Source organism: Micromonospora sp. CNZ286 (assembly GCF_014207755.1).
The window spans coordinates 4100530-4124709 of the sequence record NZ_JACHIZ010000001.1; the positions used below are offsets into that span (position 1 = coordinate 4100530).

The 24180-nt window shown below is 75.3% G+C and carries 5 protein-coding genes; 1 reads left to right on the forward strand and 4 read right to left on the reverse strand.

Annotated features, from left to right (window positions below; genetic code table 11):
* The gene (locus FHX31_RS17895; RefSeq protein WP_184976821.1) at positions 1–5583 is read right to left on the reverse strand and encodes a type I polyketide synthase; all 5583 of its coding nucleotides are present in this window, start codon (positions 5581–5583) and stop codon (positions 1–3) included.
* A gap of 286 nt (positions 5584–5869) precedes the next feature.
* Here FHX31_RS17895 and FHX31_RS17900 point away from each other — a divergent pair, with 286 nt between their 5' ends.
* Positions 5870–6631: a thioesterase II family protein gene (locus FHX31_RS17900; RefSeq protein WP_013477282.1), complete on the forward strand. Its 762-nt coding sequence runs from the start codon at positions 5870–5872 to the stop codon at positions 6629–6631.
* Between the two features lie 66 nt (positions 6632–6697).
* On the opposite strand, the gene FHX31_RS17905 is transcribed toward FHX31_RS17900, so the two are convergent.
* The 3 genes from FHX31_RS17905 to FHX31_RS17915 all read right to left on the reverse strand — a co-directional run bounded on the left by FHX31_RS17905 (position 6698) and on the right by FHX31_RS17915 (position 24088).
* Positions 6698–7585 carry a class I SAM-dependent methyltransferase gene (locus FHX31_RS17905; protein WP_013285627.1) on the reverse strand — a complete coding sequence of 296 codons (888 nt, stop codon included), beginning with the start codon at positions 7583–7585 and terminating at the stop codon, positions 6698–6700.
* A gap of 29 nt (positions 7586–7614) precedes the next feature.
* Positions 7615–9177 carry a bifunctional 3-(3-hydroxy-phenyl)propionate/3-hydroxycinnamic acid hydroxylase MhpA gene (gene mhpA, locus FHX31_RS17910; RefSeq protein ID WP_184976822.1) on the reverse strand — a complete coding sequence of 521 codons (1563 nt, stop codon included), beginning with the start codon at positions 9175–9177 and terminating at the stop codon, positions 7615–7617.
* A gap of 70 nt (positions 9178–9247) precedes the next feature.
* A complete protein-coding gene (locus FHX31_RS17915) occupies positions 9248–24088 on the reverse strand; it encodes a type I polyketide synthase (RefSeq protein ID WP_184976823.1) in 14841 nt (4946 codons plus the stop codon).
* Between the last annotated feature and the right edge of the window lie 92 nt (positions 24089–24180).

Here is a 24180-nt window from a genome sequence, read left to right on the forward strand (position 1 = left end):
TCAGGATCGGCCGAACTTCTGATCGATGAAGTCGAACAGCTCGTCGTCCGAGGCGTCATCGAGGGCCTGGCTGACGTCGTCGGGCCGGGCGGTGGCGTCGCTCCACCGGGTGACCAGCGTCCGGAGGCGGACCGCCACGGCGGTACGCGTCTCGTCGTCGGCGGCCAGCCGCTCCAGCTCTTCCGGCGCGGTCGCGGCGAACGCGGCCTCCAGCCGGTCCAGCTCGGCGAGCAGGCCCGGTTCGGGCTTCGGCGGGACGGCGTCGACCAGCAGGAAGTCGGCGAGGGCGGCGGGCGTGGGGCAGTCGAAGATCAGGCTCGCCGGCAGCCGGATGCCGGTGAGGGCGGTCAGCCGGTTGCGCAGCTCCACGGCCGTCAGCGAGTCGAAGCCGAGGCCGGTGAACGTCTGCCCGGACGGTACGACGGTGGCCGGCGGGTAGCCGAGCACCTCGATGACCTGCGCCTTGACGAGTTCCTCCACCAGCCGGCCGCGTTCAGCCTCGGGCGTGCCGGCGAGGCGCTGCGCGAAGGACGGACCGCCGTCGCCGCCGCCCTCGACGACGCGCCGCCGGGCCCGGACCAGGCCGCGCAGCGGCGCCGGGAGCTGGCCGGCGTCGGCCTGGCGGCGCAGCGCGGCGAGGTCGAGCAGCGCCGGCACCAGGTGGGGGCGTCCACCGTGCAGGCCGGCGTCGAAGAGGCGCAGCGCCTGGCCGGTGTCGAGCGGGCTGAGGCCGTTGCGGCTCATCCGCTGCCGCTGGGCGGCGTCGAGTGCGCCCGTCATGCCGCTGTCCGCGGCCCAGAGGCCCCAGGCCAGGGACGTGGCGGCGAGGCCGGAGGCGTGCCGGTGCCCGGCGAGGCCGTCGAGGAACGCGTTCGCGGCGGCGTAGTTGCCCTGCCCGGGGCCGCCGAGGACGCCGGCGACCGACGAGAAGAGGACGAACATCGCCAGCGGCCGCGATCGGGTCAGCTCGTGCAGGTGCCAGGCGGCGTCGGCCTTGGCGGAGAGGACGGCTGACAGCCGGCCGGGGGTCAGCGCCGAGATCACCGCGTCGTCGAGGACGCCGGCGGCGTGCACCACGCCGGTGAGCGGGTGCTCGGCGGGAACGTCGTCCAGCACCGCGGCCAGGCGGTCCCGGTCCGCCACGTCGGCGGCGACCAGGCGGGCCTGCGCACCCAGCGCGGCCAGCTCGGCGAGCAGCTCCGCGGCGCCGGGGGCGTCGGTTCCGCGGCGGCTGACCAGCAGCAGATGGCGCACCTTGTGCGTACTGACCAGGTGCCGGGCCAGCAGACCGCCGAGGGCGCCGGTGGCTCCGGTGACCAGGACCGTCCCGTCGGGGTCGAGGCCGGCGGCCGGCGCCGGGTCGAGGACGGCTGGCGCGAGCCGGGGCGTCAGCACCTGCTCGTCCCGGACCGCCAGTTGGGGTTCGCCGGTGGCGACCGCACGGGCCACCAGGTCCACGGTGCAGGACTCCGGCTGCCGCGCCTCGTCGAGGTCCACGAGCACGAAGCGGTCGGGGTGCTCGGCCTGGGCCGAACGCAGCAGGCCCCAGACCGCCGCGCCGGGCAGGTCGCCCGCACGGCAGGTGTCGCCGGCGGAGACGGCCCCGCGGGTCAGCACGACCAGCCGCCGCGCCGCCAGCCGGTCGTCGGCGAGCCAGCCCTGGACGGCGGTCAGCACTGCGGTGAGCCGGCTGCGCGTCGCGGCGGGGACCGGGGCGTGCTCGTCGTCGGCGTACGCGGCGAGCAGCACCAGTTCCGGGTCGATCCGGCCGGAGTCGACCGCCTCCGCCAGCTCGGCGAGCCTGTACCTGGCGATCTCGGACAGGTCGGACGGTGCGTCGCCGAGGAGCACCACCCGGACGGTCGCCGGGGTTCCCGGCCGCACGCTCTGCCAGCTGACGGCGTACAGCGAGTCGGCGGCGGAGTCACCGGCGCGCACCTGGTCGGCGGTGACGGGGCGAGAGACCAGGGAGTCTATCCGGGCGACGGGTGCGCCGGCCGGGTCGGTCAGGGTCAGGGTCACGCCGCCGCCGCTGCGCCGGGCGCGTACCCGCAGCGCGGTCGCGCCGACCGCCGAGAGGGTGACGCCGGTCCAGGCGAAGGGCAGGCGTACGCCGGAGGCATCCTCCCCGTCGGAGTCGAGCAGACCGACGATGTGCAGCGCCGCGTCCAGCAGGGCGGGATGCAGGCCGAAGCCGGCGACCTCGGTGCCGTCGGGCACCGCCACCTCGGCGCACACCTCGTCGTCGGTGCGCCAGACGGCGCGCAGGCCACGGAAGAGCGGACCGTACTCGACGCCCAGACGGGACAGTTCGGTGTAGATGCCGTCGACCGCGACGGCGGTGGCGGCGCTGGGCGGCCACGGCGCCGGATCGGACCTGTCGGGCTGCGGTACGGCCGGGGCGAGGATGCCCGCCGCGTGACGGTCCCACTCGCCGTCCGGGTCGGCGGCGGCTCGGGAGTGGATGGTGACCGTCCGGCGACCGTCCTCGTCCACCGCGCCCAGCTTCACCTGCACCGCCCGGGTGCCGTCCTCGGCGAGCGCCAGCGGAGCCTGGAGGGTCAGCTCGTCGAGGGTGTCGCAGCCGACCTGCGCGCCCGCGTGCAGGACCATCTCGACCAGGGCGGCGCCGGGCACCACCACCGAGTCCCAGACGACATGTTCGGCGAGCCACGGGTGTGTCAGTACGGAGAGTTCGGTGCCGAAGACCCGTACGTCGTCGTCGGCCACGCGTACGGCGGCGTCGAGCAGCGTGTGGTCGACGGGGCGGACGCCGAGCCCGGGCGCCGCCTCAGCCCCCGTAGTGGTGTTGAGCCAGTAGCGCTGATGGTCGAAGGCGTACGTGGGCAGGGCGATGGTGCGGGGACGTGCCCCGGCCGCCCGCTCGGGGCCGGACCCGTCGAGGGCGGTGAGGTATCCGGTCCAGTCGACGTGGCCGCCGGTGACGTACCATTCGGCGAGGGCGGCGCGCAGCGTGTCGGCCTCGGAGTGGCCGGCACGCATCGTGGCGACGTACCGCACGTCGCCGGCCGCCTCCACACAGTCCTGCGCCATGGCGGTGAGTACGGCGTCGGGGCCGATCTCGAGGAACTGCACGACGTCCTGCTGGTGGAGCGTGCGCACCGCGTCGGCGAACCGCACGGGCTGGCGTACGTGCCGGACCCAGTAGCCCGGGTCGGTGAGTTCGTCCGCCTCCGCCACCGCGCCCGTCACGTTCGACACGACCGGCACCCGCGGCACCCGCGGCACCCGCCAATCCAACCCGGACACCACCGACGCGAACTCATCCAACATCGGATCCATCAACCGCGAGTGGAACGCGTGACTGACCGCCAGTTCCTTGACCCGCCAACCCCGCTCACGCGAGGCCGCCACCACCGAAGCGACCTCGCCGGCGGCACCCGACACCACCACCGACGCCGGACCGTTCACCGCCGCCACGTCCACCGCCGCGCCGGTCACGCCGATCAGCCCGGCGACAGCCTCCTCCGACGCACCCACCGCCGCCATCACCCCACCAGCCGGCAACGCCTGCATCAGACGACCCCGCGCCGCCACCAACGTGCACGCATCCGACAGCGACAACATCCCGGACACGTACGCCGCCGTCACCTCACCGATCGAATGACCCGCCAGGAAATCAGCCCGCACACCCCACGACGCCAACAACTCCCACAACGCCACCTCGACCGCGAACAGACCAGCCTGGGCAAAGACGGTCTGATCCACCAGGGCAGCCTCATCCGACCCCGCCTGCGCGAACACCACATCCCGCAACGCACGCGGCAACACACCATCGAAACGGGCGCACACCTCGTCGAACGCCGACGCGAACACCGGAAACGTCTCGTACAGCTCCCGGCCCATACCCGCACGCTGCGAACCCTGACCCGTGAACAACACCGCCCGACGACCCGCCGACACCACACCCGACACCGCCGAGCCGCCTTCAGCAACAGCCGACAGACCAACGGCAAGCTCGTCCACCGACGAACCCCACACCACCGCACGATGTTCCAACGCCGCCCGCGACGTCACCAGCGACCACGACACATCCAGCGGCGACACATCCGACTCACGCACGAACGACGCCAACCGCGCCGCCTGACCCACCAGACCTCGTTCCGAACGACCCGACACCACCCAAGGCACCGGCACCCCGACCGCCGCCACCCCGCCCTCGAGGTCGGCCCCGGTTTCAGCCTCCGGCTGCTCCAAAATCACGTGCGCGTTCGTCCCCGAGATACCGAACGACGACACACCCGCCCGCCGGGGACGCCCCACGCCCGGCCACTGCCGAGACTCGGTCACCAACTCCACCGCACCCGACGACCAGTCCACATGCGACGACGGCGCATCCACGTGCAAAGACGCCGGCACCACCCCATACCGCATCGCCAAGACCATCTTGATGATCCCAGCCACCCCCGCAGCCGCCTGCGTATGACCGATGTTCGACTTCACCGATCCCAGCAACAACGGCACATCCCGACCCTGCCCGTACGTCGCCAGCAACGCCTGCGCCTCGATCGGATCACCCAACGTCGTACCCGTACCGTGCGCCTCCACCACGTCGACGTCCGCCACACCCAAACCCGCGTTGGCGAGCGCCTGCCGGATCACCCGCTGCTGCGACGGACCGTTCGGCGCCGTCAACCCGTTCGACGCACCATCCTGATTCACCGCCGTGCCCCGCACCACCGCCAACACCCGACGCCCCTCACGTTGCGCGTCCGACAACCGCTGCACCAACAACATCCCGACACCCTCGGCGAGCGCTGTGCCGTCCGCCGCGTCGGCGAACGCCCGGCACCGGGCCACCGGGGACAGGTTTCCCTGCCTGGTGAAATCGATGAACACCGCAGGGGTGGGCATGACCGTGACGCCGCCGGCCAGCGCGAGATCGCACTCGCCGGACCGCAGCGCCTGCACCGCCAGGTGCAACGCCACCAGCGACGACGAACACGCCGTGTCCACGGTCACCGCCGGACCCTCGAACCCGAACGAATACGCCACCCGGCCCGAGGCGATGCTGCCCGCGTTGCCGAGGCCGAGGTAGTCCTCCACGCCCGCCGGCGGGGTCTGCGGCGGATGCGCGTACCCGCTGTGGGTCATGCCGGCGAAGACCCCGGCCCGGGCGTTCTTCAGGCTGGTGGGGTCGATTCCCGCCGACTCGACGGCCTCCCACGAGGTCTCCAGCAGCAGCCGCTGCTGCGGGTCCATGGCGAGCGCCTCACGCGGCGAGACCTCGAACAGCCGGGAGTCGAACTCGGCGGCGTCGGCCACGAATCCGCCCTCGCGGACCGAGGAGGTGCCCGGCCGGGACCGCTCCGGGTCGTAGAGCGCGTTGAGGTCCCAGCCACGGTCGGTGGGGAAGGAGGCGATCGCGTCACCGCCGGACGAGACGAGGTCCCACAGCTCCTCGGCCGTGCGCACCCCGCCGGGAAACCGGCAGCCGATACCGACGATCGCGATGGGCTGCTGCGCGTCGGCCTCGACGTCCCGGAGCCGTTGCCGGGTCCGCCGCAGGTCGGCGGTGACTCTCTTGAGGTACTCCCGGAGCTTCTCTTCGGTGTCCATCATCCCAGCCCATCGCGATTCACGGCGGAGACTCGACGTAAGCGACGGTACGAATGCGCAGAGTTCTCAGGCGACACCTGTGTCTGTCGTTCGGCTCGCTCGGCCGAGAGCCACGCAGATCCCCATCTGCCGGGAGAAGTTATTGGTTACGCGCGAGCGCGGACAACCCCTAACCAGGCAACCGACCAGCTAGGGGTGTCCGGTCCCGACCCGCCGCACTAGCGTCGCCTCGACCGGGTCCACGCCCGATCCGGTCGGCAACCGCAGCCGCCGGAAGGACCACCAGAGGATGACCACGCCAGAAACCGACAACGGCTTGTGGGTGCGACGCTTCCACCCCGCCCCGGGCGGCGCGAGGCGCCTGGTGTGCCTGCCCCACGCCGGCGGGTCGGCAAGCTTCTACTTCCCGGTGTCCCGCGGTCTCTCCCCCGCGGTGGAGGTGCTGTCGATCCAGTACCCGGGGCGGCAGGACCGGCGCCACGAGAAGTGCATCGGCGACATCCACGACCTCGCGCGCGAGGTGTTCACCGTGCTGCGGCCCTGGCGGGACGAGCCGCTGGCCATCTTCGGGCACAGCATGGGGGCCAGCCTCGGCTTCGAACTCGCCCGGCTCATCGAGCAGGACGGCGGCAGCGTCGCGCATCTGTTCGCGTCCGGGCGCCGGGCGCCGTCGAAGTCACGGCACGAGACGGTGCACCTGCTCGACGACGAGGGGCTGCTGGCCGACGTCCGGAAGCTGAGCGGCACCAACTCCGCCGTCCTCGGGGACCCGGAGATGCTGCGCGCCGCGTTGCCGGCGATCCGCAACGACTACCGGGCCGCCGAGCGGTACACCTACCGGCCGGGGCCGCCGCTGAGCTGCCCGATCACCGTCCTCACCGGGGACGACGACCCGAAGACGACTGTCGACGAGGCTCGGGCGTGGTCGGACCACACCACTGGAGCGTTCGACCTGAAGGTCTACCCGGGCGGGCACTTCTTCCTGGCCGAGCACCAGCCGGCGATCCTGCGGGCCGTCTCGGCAACCCTGAGCGCGGCACCGGCGGTCTGATCTCACGCCGACGGGGCCCGTCCACCGGTCGTCACGACCGGTGGACGGGCCCCTCGGTACGCGCTGTCACCGCTTGTGGCCGACCGCGATCACGTAGTCGAGCTGCGCCAGCTCACGCTTCATGAGGTCCTGGTTCTTCCAGTGGGCCGCCATGCTCTTGCGGACGGCCGGCTTGACGACGGCCCGGAACGCGGGGTCGTTGGTCCGCTCGGCCATGTACGCCCGCCAGCCCTCCCACGTCCGGTCCTTGATCGAGCGGACCTCCGGGTTGGCGAAGCCGGCCTCGACCAGCTCCTGCCGGTACGTGTCCCGGTCGTGCCAGTTCTCCTTGGGAATGCTGAACTTGACGAAACTCAGCGGGCCGGACTGGATGGCCGCGCGGACGACGTCGCCGCTGACCGGGATGATGTCGGCTGTGGCGAGCACGCCGCCCGGGCGCAGCACCCGCAGCGCCTCGGCGAAGAACGCGCTGCGCGGGTAGAAGTGGAAGGCGGACTCCAGGGCGACGACCCGGTCGAAGGTGTTGTCCTCGAAGGGCAGTTCGGTGGCGCTGCCGAGCCGGAAGTCGGTCCGGTCGGCGAGCCCCTCCTCCTGCGCCCGGCGCTGCGCCGCCTCGACGTGGTGCGGGGTGATGTTCAGGCCGTACACCTTGGCGACCTGGCGCTCGCGCAGCCACTTGAAGTCCTGGTCCCCGTAGCCGAAGCCGACGTCGAGCACGGTGTCGTCCGGCTTGAGCCCGGCGGCGTCGGCCAGCTTGTCGGCCAGCGCGTCGGCGGCCGTGTCGATGTCGGTGACCCCGTCGGACCAGTAGCCCACGTTCATGTAGTGGGTACGGCGGGCCGCGAACTCCACATCGGGTGACTGGATCTCGTAGAAGCGCCGGACCCGGGTGATGGGGTCGGCGGTGAAGACCGTGCGGATCGCCCGGCCGGCGATCTTCAGGTTCTCGAACATGTCGGTTCCTTCCGGTGGGTGGATGCCGATCAGCCGCGCCGGATCTGCCGGCGCAGATCCTCGACGAGCGCGGGCACAGCGGCCGGGTCGGCGGCGGTGCCGAAGACGTAGAAGTCGGGCCGGACGAGGACCGCCACCGCGTCGTACCGCTTGAGGTGGGCCAGGTACACGTCGTCGAGGTCGAAGGCGGTCGGCGCGGCGCCGGATCCGGGTGCGGGCGCACCGGCGGGAACGATCCGGACGACCCGCGCGCCGAGCGCGTCCAGGAAGGCCCGGGCGTCGGCGTCGAGCAGGTCGTCGGGGTCCTCGGCGCAGAGCAGGACGAAGCCGGTGCCGACGACCTCGTCGAAGAGCCCGGCGCGGCCGTCGACCTCGACGCGACCCTGCGGCATCGGGGCGCCGGCGGCCTCGCAGCCGCTGTGCCGGACCCCGCCGGACAGGGGCTCCAGCAGGGACCGGGTGCGCGGGCGGGCGGTACGCCGGCGCAGCTCGGCGAGCATCGCGGCGTCGCGGCCGGCCGCGGCGGCGCGGTCGGTCTCGCAGATCACAGTGCCCGAGTCGATGGACATCCGGATGGCGTGCTGCACGTGCGCGCAGCGCTCCTCCTGGTAGGTGTCCAGCAGAGCCTCGTCGGCCAGGCCGCGGTGCACCAGGTCGAGCTTCCAGGCGAGGTTGAGGGCGTCGCGGAAGCCCGAACTCATCCCCTGCCCCATGAACGGCGGCATCACGTGCGCCGCGTCGCCGGCGAGCAGGATCCGCCCGGAACGCCAGCGCTCGGCCGAGCATGCCTGGGTGGTGTAGACGCCGTACCGCTCCAGGGTGGCGTTGTCCGGGGTGATGTCGAAGAGGCCGAGCAGCCGCCACACACTCTCGGCGCTCTCGAACTCCTCCCGGCTCTCCCCCGGCACCCGCATGAACTCCCACCGCCGGTGTCCCGGGCCGGCCGACACGGCCGTGCGGGGCCGCGCCGGGTCGCAGACCTGCAGGTTGTTCGGCTTGAACTCGCGGGCCTCGTGCGGGACCACGTCGCAGACCAGCCAGTCGTACGTGAAGCCGAGGTCGGTGACGCCGCTGCCCAGGTGCTCCCGCACGAAGCTGTTGGCCCCGTCGCAGCCGATGACCCAGCGGGCCGCGCGGACCTCCTCGCCGTCCGGGCCGGCGATGGTCACCTCGACCCCGTCGGCGTGCTCGACCAGGCCCGTCACCTGGTACGGGCGCAGCACCGTGACACCCGGCAACTCCGCGCCCCGCTCGGCGAGCAGCGCCTCCAGTCCCGGCTGGTAGAAGGAGACCGAGTCGGGCCAGCCCATCGGCCCGTCGCCGGTGACCTTGACGTGCAGCAGGGTCCGGCCGAAGCCGTTCTTGAAGGTGTACTCGCCCGACGACTCCACCACCGGGCCGAGGCGGTCGGCGACGCCGGCGGCGGCCAGGACACGGCTCGCCTCCCCGTCGTACGACACCGCGCGGGGGAAGTTGTACGGGGTGGCCCACCGCTCGACCGCCGTGACGGTGAGCCCTCGCTGCGCCAGCAGGATCGTGAGCATCTCACCGACGGGGCCGTAGCCCACGATCAGGACGTCGGTCCTCAGCATCGGTATCGGTTCCTCGGGGGTCGGTCGGACACGGGGTCGGCTTGTGGCGTGCGGGGCGGCCGGACGGCCATCAGATACCGAGTTCGGAGTCGATGAGGTCGAACAGGTCGTCGTCGCTGGCCAGTTCGAGGTCGAGGTCGGGATCGCCGCCCGAGCCGGCGCGCATCGTCCGCCACTTGGCGATCAGCACCTCCAGGCGGGACCCGATCTGGTCGTGCAGCTCCGGTTCCACAGTGGCCTCGGTCAGCGAGCGCTCCAGGTTCTCCAGGTCCGCGAGGACCGGCGGGACCGCCGGTCCGGTGTCCGGCGCCAGCTCGGACACCAGGTACGTGGCCAGCTCGTTCGGGTCCGGGTAGTCGAAGATCAGCGTGGCCGGCAGGCGCAGGCCGGTGGCCGTGGTCAGCCGGTTGCGCAGCTCGACGGCGGTCAGCGAGTCGAAGCCGATCTGACTGAACGCCCGGCCCGGGGCCACCGCCGCCCGGCTGCCGTGCCCGAGCACGCTCGCCGCCTGCTCGCGTACCAGGTCGACCACCAGGGTGTGGCGCTCAGGCCCGTCGAGCGCCGCCAGCTGGTCGGCGAGCGTACGCCCGCCGCCGGTCGGGGTGGCCGCCCGCGCGGTCGGCCGCTCCCGGCGCAGCAGCCCACGCAGCAGCGCCGGTGGCCGCTCGACCCGCTCGCCGAGCGCGGCGACGTCGATCCTCGTCGGCACCAGCACCGGCTCGGCCAGCCGCAGGCCCGCGTCGAACAGGGCCATCCCCAGCTCGGACGGGATGGCGAGCTGCCCGTCGCGGGCGGTGATCCGGGGATCGGTGCGGTCCAGCTTGGCGGTCATCTCACTGGCCTGCTCCCACAGCCCCCAGGCGAACGACCGGCCCGGCAGCCCTTCGGCGCAGCGGGCCAGGGCGAGCGCGTCGAGGAAGGCGTTCGCCGCGGCGTAGTTCGCCTGACCGGGTACGCCGAAGACGCCGGCGCCGGAGGAGAAGAGCACGAACCCGGCGAGGTCGAGGTGACGGGTGAGCTCGTGCAGGTGCCACGCGGCGTCGAGCTTCGGCGCGAAGACCGTGTCGACGCGCTGCGGGGTGAGGGCGGTGACCACCCCGTCGTCGAGCACTCCGGCGAGGTGCACGACGGCAGTCAGCGGGTGCCGGTCCGGTACCGCCGCCAGCACCCCGGCGAGGTCGTCCCGGTCGGACACGTCGGCTGCCACCACCGTGGCCTCGGCACCCAGGGCCCGCAGCTCGTCGACCGCCTCAGCCGCACCGGGGGCCCGCTCGCCGCGGCGGCTGACCAGCAGCAGCCGCCGGACGCCGTGCGTCTCGACCAGCCGCCGGGCGACCAGCCGGCCCAGGGTTCCGGTACCTCCGGTCAGCAGCACCGTGCCGTCGGGATCCCACTCCCGGGGCATGGTGAGCACCACCTTGCCGACGTGCCGGGCCTGGCTGACGTGCCGGAACGCCTCCGGTGCCTGGCGGACGTCCCACACCTGGGTGGGCAGCGGGGTGAGTATCCCGCGCTCGAAGAGCTCCAGCAGCACGACGAGCATGCGCTGCACCTCGTCGGGCTCCTCCAAGGTCAGGTCGAAGGCGGTGTAGGCCACCCCCGGGTGGTCGGCGGCGACGCGGTCGGCATCGCGGATGTCGGTCTTGCCCATCTCGACGAACCGCCCGCCGCGCGGCAGCAGCCGCAGCGAGGCGTCGACGAACTCGCGGGCCAGCGAGTCCAGGACGACGTCGACGCCCCGGCCGCCGGTGGCGGCGGCGAAGCGGGTCTCGAAGTCGAGGGTCCGGGACGAGGCCAGGTGTTCGTCGTCGAGACCGAGCGCGCGCAGAGCGCCCCACTTGGCGGGACTGGCGGTGGCGTACACCTCGGCCCCGAGGTGGCGGGCGAGCTGCACGGCGGCCATGCCGACGCCACCGGCCGCCGCGTGCACCAGCACCGACTCGCCGCGGGTGAGCCCGGCCAGGTTGACCAGCCCGTGGTAGGCGGTCAGGAAGACCACCGGCACGGAGGCGGCCTCCACATACGACCAGCCGACCGGCATCGGGGCCAGCAGGCGGCGGTCGGTGACCGCGACGGGCCCGAAGCAGCCCACGAAGACCCCGAACACGTGGTCGCCGGGCCGCAGGTCGGTCACCTCGGCGCCCACCTCGACGACCTCGCCGGCACCCTCGCCGCCGAGCGGTCCCGCGTCGCCAGGGTAGAGGCCGAGTGCATTGAGCACGTCGCGGAAGTTGAGGCCGGCGGCGCGGACGCGTACCCGGACCTCGCGGGGGCCGAGCGCGGCGTCGGCGGCGTCGGTGGCGACCAGAGTGAGGTTCTCCAGGCTGCCCCGCACCGGCGCGTCCAGCCGCCACGCGGCGGCGGGTGGTGCGGACAGCTCACCGGCCGACCCGGCCCGCGCCAACCGCGGCACGTACGCCGCGCCGACCCGGATCGCGGCCTGCGGCTCGTCCGCCGCCAGCAGGGCGGCCACCTCATCGGGGCCGATCCCGTCGTGGTCGACGTCGACGACGACGATCTGGCCCGGGTTCTCCGACTGGGCGGAGCGCACCAGACCCCACGCCGCCGCGGCGGCCGGGTCGGTCACCTCGCCGGCGTGGTGCACGGCCACCGCGCCTCGGGTCACCAGCAGCAGCCGCGACGCCGCCCAGCGGGGCTCGGTGAGCCAACGCCGGACCAGGTCGAGGGCCTGTACGGCGGCATGGCGTGCCGCGCGGGCGGCGGGCTGCGCGGGGTCCGCGTCGAGCGGCACGAGCACCGCCGCGGGCAGAGCCAGGCCCGCGTCCACGGCGCCGGCGAGCCCGTCCAACCCATGGTGCAGCGGGAACCCGTCCAGGCCGGGGGCGACGGTCACGGCGTCGACCGGAGTGGCCGACTCGACGGGCGGCAGCGGCGTCCAGTCGACGCGGAACAGGGCGTCGCGGGTGGCGCGATCGTCGGCGACGGCCAGCTCGGTGGCGGAGATCGGGCGCATCGTCAGGGCGGCCACCTCGGCCACCGGGGCGCCGGTCGGATCGGCGACGGTCAGCGCGATGGCGTGCGGCCCGACCCGGTTCAGCCGTACCCGCAGGGCGGTCGCCCCGGTGGCGTGCAGGCTCACGCCGCTCCAGGCGAACGGCAGCAGGAGCTGGCCGGCCCCGGCCCCGGCGAGCCCGCCGAAGTGCGCGGCGTGCAGGGCGGCGTCGAACAGGGCGGGATGCAGGCCGTACCGGTCGGCGTCGACCCGCTGGGCCGCCGGCAGCTCCACCTCGGCGTAGACCTCATCGCCGCTGGTCCACACCGCGCGCAGGCCCTGGAACGCCGGCCCGTACTCGTACCCGTCGGCTTCCAGGCCGGCGTAGAAGCCGGTCAGGTCCACGGGCCGGGTGTCGGGCGGCGGCCAGACGGTGAGCTGCGGAGACACCGCGGGCTGATCGGCGCGGAGGGTGGCGCTGGCGTGCCGGGTCCACGGCTGTCCCGCCGGCGCGTCGGCGGGCCGGGAGTGCACGGTCACCGGGCGGCGTCCGTCGCCGGCGCCCGCGCCGACCGCCACCTGCACCTGCGTCGCTCCGCCGGCGGGCAGGGTCAGCGGCGCCTCGATGACCATCTCGTCGAGGAACGGGTAGCCGACCTCGTCGCCGGCGCGCAGGCAGAACTCCACCAGGCCGGTGCCGGGCACCAGCACGCTGCCGGTGACCCGGTGATCGGCCAGCCACGGCTGCGCGTCGGCCGACAGCCGCCCGGTGAACAGGTGGCCTCTCGTCTCGGCCAGCACGACCGACGCGCCGAGCAGCGGATGACCGGCGGTGTCCAGACCCGCGGCGCCGACGTCGCCGGGGCCGGAGATCGGCCGGGGCCAGTAGCGGCGGTGGGCGAACGCGTAGGTGGGCAGGTCGACGCGCCGGCCGCCGGCCAGTGCGGGCCGCCAGTCCACCGCGACCCCGGACACGTGGAGCTGGGCCAGGGAGAGCAGGAACCGCTCAAGGCCGCCCTGGTCGCGTTGCACCGAGCCGACCACCACGGCATCGCCGTCGTGGTCGGCGAGGGTCTCCTCGACGCCGACGGTGAGCACCGGGTGCGGGCTGCACTCGACGTACGCGTCGTGGCCCTCGGCGGCCAGCGAACGGATCGCCCGTTCCAGCTCGACGGGCCGGCGCAGGTTGCGGTACCAGTAGTCGGGCCCCATCTCCTCGCCGTCGAGCCAGCGCAGGTCGGTGGTGGAGAACAGCGGCACGGCGGCCGGACCGGGGGTGATGCCGGCCAGCACCTCGGCCAGCTCGTCGCGGATGCGTTCCACCTGGGCGGAGTGGGAGGCGTAGTCGACGGCGATCCGACGCACCCGGGTCTGCTCGCCGGCCAACTCGGCGAGCAGCTCCTCGACCGCCTCCGGCTCGCCGGACACCACGACGGCGGCCGGCCCGTTCACGGCGGCGACCGAGATCCGCTCGCCGAAACGGGCGATCCGGTCGCGGACCGTGTCGGCGGGCAGCGCGACGGAGGCCATCGCCCCGTGCCCGGCCAGAGCCCGCAGCGCGCGGCTGCGCAGCGCCACCACCCGGGCCGCGTCGGGCAGGGACAGCACCCCCGCGACGCAGGCGGCGGCGATCTCGCCCTGGGAGTGGCCGACCACGGCGGCCGGCTGCACACCGTACGAGCGCCACAGCTCGGCCAGCGACACCATCATCGCGAACAGGGCGGGCTGCACGACGTCGACCTCGTCGAGGCCGGGCGCGCCGGGCGCCTGGCGCAGCACGTCCACCAGCGACCAGTCCAGGTACGGTCGCAGCGCCGCGTCGCAGGCCGCCATGCGTTCGGCGAACACGGGGGCCTGGTCGAGCAGGTCCAACCCCATGCCGAGCCACTGTGCGCCCTGCCCGGGGAAGACGAAGACGCAGCGGCCCGCGGGGCGGGCCTCGCCGCGCGTGACCGCCGGGTCGGGCCGGCCCTCGACGAGCGCGTCGAGGGCGTCGGCGGCCCGCTGCGCCGAAGCGGCGACCAGCACCGCCCGGGAGTCGAAGGTGCCTCGGGTGGTGGCCAGCGACCAGGCCACGTCGAGGGGCCGCCGGCCGGGCCGGGCGGCGAGGTCCGCCCGCAGCCGGCGCGCCTGGCCGATGAGCGCCTGCGGGGTACGCGCCGACAGCAGCCATGGCAGCGCACGCTCCTGCGGCGGCTCGGATCCGGCGGCCTCCGGCGTCGTTTCGGCGACCGACTCGACGATCACGTGGGCGTTGGTGCCGCTGATGCCGAACGACGAGACGCCGGCGCGCACCGGCCGGTCCGCCGCCGGCCACGGGCGGGCCTCGGTGAGCAGCTCCACCGCGCCCGAGTCCCAGTCGATCCGCGAGCTGCGGCGCTCGGCGTGCAGGGTGCGCGGCAGGACGCCGTGACGCATCGCCATGACCATCTTGAGCACGCCGGCGACGCCGGCCGCGGCCTGGGTGTGCCCGAGGTTGGACTTGACCGAGCCGAGCAGCACCGGCGGTGCGCCGGGCGGACGCTGCCCGTACGTGGCGAGGATCGCCTCGGCCTCGATGGGGTCGCCGAGCGACGTGCCGGTGCCGTGGGCCTCCACCACGTCCACCTCGGCGGCGGTCAGCCCGGCGGCGGCGAGCGCGGCCTTGATGACCCGTTCCTGCGACGGCCCGTTCGGGGCGGTCAGCCCATTGGACGCGCCGTCGGAGTTGACCGCCGAGCCGCGTACGACGGCCAGGACCGGGTGGCCCCGGCGGCGGGCGTCGGAGAGCCGCTCGACCACCAGCATCCCCACGCCCTCGGACATGCCGAAGCCGTCGGCGTCCTCGGCGAACGCCTTGCACCGCCCGTCGGCGGCGAGACCCCGCTGGCGGCTGAAACCGGTCAGCCCGGCCGGGGTGGCCATCACGGACACGCCACCGGCCAGCGCCAGGTCGCAGTCGCCCTGGCGCAGCGCCTGCACGGCCAGGTGCAGCGCCACCAGGGAGGCGGAGCAGGCGGTGTCCACGGTGATGGCTGGTCCCTCCAGCCCGAGCGCGTAGGCGACCCGGCCGGAGAGGACGCTGCCGGCGGTGCCGGTGAGCAGGTGCCCCTCGTCGGCGGTGACCTCGCCGTCGTCGGAGACGACGCCGGGGGCGACCCGGCCGGCGTAGTCCTGCCCGTGGGTGCCGGCGAAGACACCGGTCCGGCTGCCCCGCAGGGTGGCCGGGTCGATGCCGCCGCGCTCCAGCGCCTCCCAGGAGGTCTCCAGCAGCAGCCGGTGCTGCGGGTCCATGGCGAGGGCCTCGCGGGGGCTGATGCCGAAGAACTCGGCGTCGAAGTCGGCGATGCCGGTGAGGAACCCGCCGGAACGCACGTACGACCGGCCGGGCGTGCCGGGCACCGGGTCGTAGAGGTCGGCCAGCGGCCAGCCCCGGTCGTCGGGCAGGTCGCCGATGACGTCGGCGCCCGCGTCGAGCAGCCGCCACAGCTCCTCCGGGGAGCCGATACCGCCAGGGAAACGGCAGGCCATCGCGACGACGGCGACCGGCTCGTCCAGGGCGACGGTGCTCGCGTCGGTGACCCCGGTGGCCGCGGTGCCGAGCAGCCGGGCGTGCAGGTGCGCGGCGAGCAGCTCGGGAGTGGGGTGGTTGAACACGGCGTGCGGGGCGAGCCGGACGCCGGTGACGGCGGTGAGCCGGTTGCTCAGCTCCACGGCCATCAGCGAGTCGAAGCCGAGGTCCTTGAACGGGCGGCGCGGCTCGACCTGCTCGGGCCCGGCGTGCCCGACCACTGTGGCGCACCGGGTACGGACGAGGTCCAGCAGCAGCTCGGCGCGCTCGGGCTCGGCGAGTTCGGCCAGCCGGTCGGCGAAGCCCTTCGCGGCGGCGGGCGCGGAGGCGGCGTTGACCGCCCGGCGGGGCGGCGGGGGCAGCAGTGCCCGCAGCAGGGCGGGCACCTCGCCGGAGGTCCGTACGGCAGCCAGGTCGAGCCCGATCGGTACGAGCGCCGGCCGGTCCACGTCCAGGGCGGCGTCGAACAGCGCCAGTCCGGCAGCCGTGTCGAGGGGGCGGGTGCCGCCGCGGGCGAGCCGGGCCAGGTCGGCCGGGCTGAGCCGGCCCGCCATCCCGTCCCGGGCGGCCCACAGCCCCCAGGCCAGGGCGCTGCCCGGCAGGCCCTGGGCACGGCGGTGCGCGGCGAGCGCGTCGAGGAACGCGTTGCCGGCGGCGTAGTTGCCCTGGCCGGGGCTGCCGAAGGTGGCGGCGGCCGAGGAGAAGAGCACGAACGCGGCCAGGTCGAGGCCGGCGGTGAGTTCGTGCAGGTGCCAGGCACCGTGCACCTTGGAGCGCAGAGCCCGTGCCCAGCGGGCGGGGTCGAGGTCGGTGATCAGGGCGTCATCGGTGGCCCCGGCTGCGTGCACGACGGCGACGAGCCGGCCGGCCAGTGGGGCGATCACCTCGGCGAGCGCCGCCCGGTCGGCGACGTCGGCCGCGACCACCCGGACTGTGACGCCGGCGTCGGTCAGTGCTGTCGTCCAGTCGCCGGACCGGCCGCTGCGGCTGACGAGCACCAGTTCGGTGACGCCGTGCGCAGTGGCGAGGTGGGTGGCGACCTGCCGGCCGATCCCGCCGGTGCCGCCGGTGACGAGTACGGTGCCACCGGCCAGGGCCGCCCGCGGCGTACCGGCCGGGGTCTGCGCCACGGGGCGGAGGCGGGGCAGCAGCGCACGCCCGTCGCGGACGGCCACCTCGGGTTCGTCCTCGGCGGCGGCCAGCGCCGAGCGGATGGCGGCGTCGTCGGTGGTGTCGAGGCTGAGCAGGAGGAAGCGGTCGGGTTGCTCGGCCTGGGCGACGCGGAGCAGCCCGGCCACCGGGGCGTGCACCGGGTCGCCGTCGCGCAGGGCGAGGGCCAGGCGGGTGGTCTCCGCGCGAGGGTCGGCCAGCCAGGTCTGGAGGACGCCCAGCACGGCGAGGCTCACGGCGTGCGCCCGGTCGGGCACCGGCCGGCCCGGCTCGCCGTCGCCGACCCGCAGCACGAGCAGCGGCGGCAACGGCCCGTCCGGGGGCGTGTCGTCGGCGATCGTCCAGGAGGGCGCCGGGGTCGCCGGGAACGCCGCGGGCAGCCAGTCGACGACATACAGTCCGGCGGGGGTGGCCGCCGTCGTCGGCGGGCCGGCGGGCGGCAGGTCCACCGCCCGCAGCACCACCCGGTCGGCATCGAGCACGGGCCTGCCCGCGTCGTCGACGGCGCTCAGCGTCACCGCGTCCGCCCCGCCGGGGGCCAGGCAGACACGCAGCGCGTGCGCTCCGACGGCGTGGCGGCGCACGCCCGCCCACTCGGTGGGCAGCAGCCGAGCGGTGGGCCCGGCGTCGGCGACGGGCGCGAAGTCGGCGAGCGGGAGCAGGCGCAGCGCCGCCTCCAGCACCAGCGGGTGCACGCCGTACCGCTCGGCGTCCGGGTCGCGGGCGTCCTCCGGCAGGCGTACGTCGACGAAGAGCCGGTCGGCGGTGACCCAGGCGCCCCGGACCAGCTCCCCGGCCAGCGCGCGGTGCTGTGGTGCGCTCAGATCCACCGGCCGGGCCCCGGTGGGCGGCCAGACGGGGGCGAAGGCGCCCCGACCGCTCCCCGGGTCGACGGGCGCGAGCACGGCCTCGGCGACCGCACGCCAGGGCAGCCCCTCGCCGGCCCGGACGTGGCAGTGCGCCACCCGGTGTCCGTGCCCGTCCGGCGCGCCGACACCGATCTGCACGTCGAGGGTCGCCTCGGTGGGCAGCGGCACCGGCTCGGGGACGTGCAGCCGCCGCACGCTCGGGGCGCCGAGCTGGTCGCCGAGGTGGGCGAACATGTCCAGCAGGGCGGAGGCGGGCAGCAGCGGGGCCGTGCCGTCGCCGGGTGCGGCCAGCCACGGTGAGGTGGCCGTTGACACCTGCCCGGTGCAGACCACCTGCGCGGTGCCGGCGACCGCCAGCAGCCCGCCGAGCAGCGGGTGCCCGACGTCGGCCAGCCCGGCGCCGCCGGGACCGCCGACACCGGTGGGAGCGGGCAGCCAGTAGTGCCGGCGCTGGAAGGCGTACGTGGGCAGGTCGACGCGGCGGTGCGGGCCGGGGCCGGCGAGGACGGCACGGTCCACGGCGACGCCCCGCACGTACAGCCGCGCCACGGCGGCGAGCAGCGCCTCGGCCTCCCCGGCGGTGTCCCGTACGGCGGGGACGAAGGCCAGTTCGTCGGCCTCGGCGACGAGGCAGTCCTGGGCCATGGCGGTGAGTACGCCGGCCGGGCCGATCTCCAGGAAGGTGGTGACGCCTTGCCCGTGCAGGGCCCGTACCCCGTCGTGGAAGCGGACGGTGCCCCGCACGTGCGCCACCCAGTGCTCGGGCGAGCAGAGCCGGGCCGGGTCGACGGGGTGACCGGTCAGGTTGGACACCACCGGCAGGTGCGGGGTGCGGTACGTGAGGCCGGCGGCCACCGCGCGGAACTCGTCGAGCATCGGGTCCATGCGCGGCGAGTGGAACGCGTGCGACACCCGCAGCCGGCTGGTGCGGCGCCCGGCCGCGCGCAGCGTGTCCGCGACGGCCAGCACCGCGTCGGTGTCGCCGGAGAGGACGACGCTGGTGGGGCCGTTGACGGCGGCCAGGCCCACCCGGTCGGTGAGGTACGCGGCGACCTCGGCCTCGTCGGCCTCGACGGCGACCATCGCGCCCCCGGCGGGCAGCTGCTGCATCAGCCGGGCACGGGCGGCGACCAGCGCCGCCGCGTCGGCGAGGGAGAACACCCCGGCGACGTGCGCGGCGGCCAGCTCGCCGACGGAGTGGCCGAGCACCGCATCGGGGCTCACACCCCAGGACTCCAGGAGGCGGTAGAGCGCCACCTCGAAGGCGAACAGCCCGGGCTGGGTGTACAGGGTCTCGTCGAGCAGGCCGGCCGGTTCGGTGCCCTCGGCGGCGAGGACGACGTCCGCGACGGGGTACGGGGCGTGGCCGGCCAGGCAGCGATCGAGTTCGGCGCAGGCGGCGTCGAAGGCGGTGGCGAAGACGGGGTACGCCGCGCACAGCTCGCGGCCCATCCCGGCGCGCTGGCCGCCCTGCCCGCCGAAGAGCAGGCCGAGTCGGCCGTCGACGACCCGGCCGGTCGACACGCTCGGCAGGTCCGGGTCCGGGCCGCTGCGGGCCAGCGCACCGAGCCCCGTCCGGGCGGACTCCGCGTCGCCGGCCAGCACCACGGCCCGGTGTTCGAGGGCCGCGCGCGTGGTGGCGAGGGCGTGCCCGACGTCGACCGGGCCGGCGTGCGCCCCCGGCCCGTCGAACCACGCCAGCAAACGGGCCGCCTGACCACGCAGCGCCTCGTCGGAGGCCGCCGAGAGCAGCCACGGCACGGGCGGCCGGACGGTGCCGGGCGACGGCGGCCCGGCGGCGTCCTCGGCGGTGGCCGGCGGGTCGGCGGGCGCCTCGACGATGACGTGCGCGTTGGTGCCGCTGATGCCGAACGACGAGATGCCGGCTCGGCGAGGCCGGCGTACGTCGGGCCACGAGCGGGCCTCGGTGAGCACCTCGACCGCGCCGGCCGACCAGTCCACCTCGGACGTCGGGGCGTCCACGTGCAGGGTGCGCGGCAGCGTCCCGTGCCGCATGGCGAGCACCATCTTGATCACCCCGGCGGCACCGGCGGCGGCCTGGGTGTGGCCGAGGTTGGACTTCAGCGACCCCAGCCGCAGCGGTTCCGCGTCGCCGCGTCCCACTCCGTACGTGGCGAGCAGCGCCTGGGCCTCGATGGGGTCGCCGAGCGACGTGCCGGTGCCGTGGGCCTCGACCACGTCCACGTCGGCGGCGGAGAGCCCGGCCGCCTCCAGCGCCCGGCGGATGACCCGCTCCTGGGCGGGCCCGTTGGGGGCGGTCAGCCCGTTGGACGCGCCGTCGGAGTTGACGGCGGAGCCCCGCAGCACGGCGAGGACGGGGTGCCCGTGCCGGCGGGCGTCGGAGAGCCGTTCCAGCAGCAGCACCGCGACGCCCTCGGACCAGCCGGTGCCGTCGGCGCCGTCGGCGAACGCCTTGCACCGGCCGTCCGGGGCGAGCCCGCGCTGCCGGCTGAACTCCACGAACGCCTGCGGGGTGCCCATCACCGCCACGCCGCCGGCCACGGCGAGGGAGCAGTCCCCGGCGCGCAGCGCCTGGGCCGCCAGGTGCAGCGCCACCAGCGACGAGGAGCACGCCGTGTCGACGGTGACCGCCGGCCCCTCCAGCCCCAGCGCGTAGGCGACCCGGCCGGAGACGACGCTGCCGGCGGTGCCGACGCCGAGGTAGCCCTCGGTGCCGGGCGGCGCCTGGCGCAGGTTCGCGGCGTAGTCGTGGTGCATGACGCCGGTGAAGACGCCCGTGGCGCTGCCACGCAGCGAGGTGGGGTCGATGCCGGCCCGCTCGAACAGCTCCCAGGCGGTCTCCAGCAGCAGCCGCTGCTGCGGGTCCATGGCGAGCGCCTCGCGCGGGCTGATCGCGAACAGGGTGGCGTCGAACTCCGCGGCGCCGGTGAGGAAGCCACCGACCCGGGCGTACGAGGTGCCGGGGCGGTCGGGGTCGTCGGAGAAGAGGTTCGCCAGGTCCCAGCCCCGGTCCGTGGGGAACTCCGTGAGTCCTTCCCGGCCCTGGTCGACCAGATCCCACAGCTCCTCGGGGGAGGCGACGCCGCCGGGGAGCCGGCAGGCCATGGCCACGACGACCACCGGGTCGTCCCCCGTGGACGGCACCGCCGCCGGGTCCGTCGTGGGAGCGGCCTGCGCGGCGGCACCCCGCAGGCGGGCGGCGAGGTGCCGGGCGAGGGCCTGCGGGCTGGGCCGGTCGAACGCGACAGTGGCGGAGAGCCGTACCCCGGTGGCCCGGGCCAGCCGGTCGCGCAGGGCGACCGCGGCGACCGAGGTGAAGCCGAGTTCCTTGAACGCGCGGCCGGGGCGGACCGCGGCCGGGCCGGGCAGCCCGGCCACCTGGGCGGTGGCGGTGCGGACCAGGTCGAGCAGGAGCCGGTCCCCCTCGGCGGTGGTGAGCCCGGCCAGCCGGCGGCGCAGCTCGGCGGCGTCCCGGTCGTCCGTGGCGTCGCCGGGCTCCGCGACGGGCCCACGCCAGGCCGGGTGGGCGGCGTCGACGTGGCCCGCCGGGCGGGCGAGCACGACCAGGTCGTTGCCGTCGTGGGCCACGTCGAACGCGGCGAGGTCGGCGCGCACGGCCGCCGGCACGGTGCCCGCTCCGGGTCCGGTCGCCGCCGGGACGCCGGGCAACGACCCGCCCTCGGCGGGCCCGGTCGTGCCGACGAGCCGGGCCGGATGACCGGCGGCCCGACGGCGGGCGACCAGGGCGTGCAGGGCCCCGACGGCCGAGGCGGCCCGCTCCCGGCCCGCGGCGCCCAGCAGCAGGGCGGACGGCACGAGGACGGTGAACGTCGCCCCCGGGTGCCGGCTCGCCGAGTCCAGCCTCGCGGCGAGCCGGAGCAGCCGGGCGGCGCCCTCGACGTCGGCCAGGTCGTCGCCGCACGGGCCGAGGAAGACCGCGCCGAACGCCTCGTCGCCCACCCGCTCGGCGGGCAGCACGACGGCTTCCGCACCGGTGGCGGTGAGTTCGGCGGCCAGGTCCGCCACGGCCGGGGCGGGCGTCGCGCCGGTGGACAGCAGCCGCAGCCGGCGGACGCGGTGCGCGGCGACGAGGTGCCGGGCCAGCGCGGCGCCGGTCGGTCCGTCGGCACCGGTGACCAGCACCGGGCGCTCCGGGTCGGCCACGGTCGCCGGCCGTGCCGGCGCGGTCGCCGGTGCGGGCACGAGGGCCGCGTGCCGGGCTGCCCCGCCCCGCAGGGCGACCTGCGCGGCACCAGCGTCCACGACGGCGGGCAGCAGGGCGAGCGAGCGGGCCGAAGCGTCGTGGTCGACCAGCACGATCCGGTCCGGGTATGCGGCCTGCAGGCTGCGCCCGACCGCCCAGACGGCACCGGCCGCCGGATCCGGCCCGGCCCACCCGGCGGCGTCGCCCGCCCCGGTGGCCGCGTCGCCGGACAGGCCGTGCGCGCCGGGCCGGGTCGCCCCGTCGCTGGCCGGGCCGGTCAAGAGCACCAGCCGGGTGCCGGCGAAGCCGTCGTCGTCGAGCCAGCCACGCAGCCGGCCGGCGAGATCCGCCGCGTCGGCGTCGGCCGGCCCGGCCAGCAGCACCGTCACGTCGGGGGCGTCGGGGGCCGCCCGCAGGGTGACCAGGTCCCGGTGGGCCCGGAACCGCTCCCCCGGCGACGCCGCGCGCAGCGGCTCCACCAGCGGCTCGCTCCCGGCGCCGACAAGCGCCCAGCGGCGGGCCGGGCCGGCGGCGTCCTGCGCGGCCGCCGGAACGGGCGCCGTCACCTGCGGTACGGCGGCCAGGTCCAGCGGTCGCCAGGCGAGCAGGCTGAGCGCCTCGTGGTGGCTGCCGTTGACCGCCCGCAGCCGCGCCGGCCCGTCGGACAGGAGCCGGCGGGTGACCTTGCCGGACGGGGTGCGGGGCACCTGCCCGATCTCGTACAGCGCTTCGGGAACCTTGTGGTAACTGAGCCTCTCCCGGCAGGCTGCGAACCCCGCGGCGGGGTCGAAGCCCTCCGGCCCCGGCACCACGAACGCCACCGGCACCTCGCCGAGCACCTCATGCGGCCGGCCGGTCACCGCCACGTCGGCGACGCCGGGCACCGCGCGCAGCACCTCCTCCACCTCGGCCGGGTGGATCTTCTCCCCGCCCCGGATGATCAGCTCCTGGTGGCGGCCGGTGACGAAGATGTTGCCGTCGGCGTCGCGGCGGGCCAGGTCGCCGGTGCGGTACCAGCCGTCGCGCAGGGCGGCGGCGGTGACCGCCGGCAGGTTGTGGTAACCGAGCATGACGCTCGGACCGCTGACCCAGACCTCCCCCTCGGCGCCGGTCGGCACGTCCAGACCCGTCTGCGGGCTGACCAGGCGCACCTCGACGCCAGGCACCGCGCGTCCACAGGAGCCCTCGACCCGGGGCTGCTCCGGCCGGGTGACGGCGATCGAGCCGCAGGTCTCCGTGCTGCCGTACGCGTCGAGCAGCGGCGCGTCGAAGACCTCGTCGAACGCCCGCCGCAGCGCGCCGGTGGTGATCGCCCCGCCGACCAGGCAGACCCGCAGGGCCGGGGCGCGGAAGCCGGTCTCCCGGGCGGCGGTGACCAGGTGGTGGTACATGGCCGGCACACCGGCGAGCACTGTGGCCTCGTCCTCGTCGACCGCGCGCAGCACGTCGTCGGCGGAGAAGCCGTCGATGAGCCGGGCCGTGGCCCCGACCGCCGTCACGCTGAGCACGCACCCGATGTGGGAGAGGCTGTGAAACAGCGGCAGTGGCCAGACCACCCGGTCGGCGGCGGTGAGCCCGGGGATCGGCACGTAGCAGGCGGCGACCGACCAGAGGCAGGTGCGCTGGGTGGAGAGCACACCCTTGGGCCGGCCGGTGGTGCCGGAGGTGTAGAGCATCCAGGCCACCTCGTCGAGGCCCAGGTCGTCGCGGGCGCCCACGGCCGGCTCGGTATCGACCAGGTCGCGCCAGGCGACGACCTCGTCCGGAACCGGGCTGTCCCCGGTGACCACGATCCGCAGGGCCGGCCGGGAGGTACGCAGCCGCAGCATCTGGTCGAGGTGGCGCGGGTCGGTGACCACCAGCACCGCACCGGAGTCGTCCAGCAGATGGGCCAGTTCCGCGTCGGTGCTGTGCGGGTTCACCGGCACGCCGACCGCGGCGGCCCGCGTGACGGCCAGCCAGGTCTCCACCGTCTCCACGCGGTTGCCGAGGCAGAAGGCCACCCGGTCGCCCCGGGCGACCCCGGCCGCCGCCAGGTGACCGGCCAGCCGACGGGTCCGCGCCGCCAGGTCGGCGTATCCGACCGCCCGGCGGTCGTCGCGGAATGCGACCTTGTTCCCCAACCTGGCGGCGTGCGCCTCGATCAGATCGGACAACGGCTGGATCAGGTCGCTCCGAAGCATGTCACCACATCCATCCGTCGGCGAGACTCCTCATCCGCGGCGTAGACCTCGCTCGCCGTAGCGGCCCAAGTCTTCCGAGCACCCTGCCGACG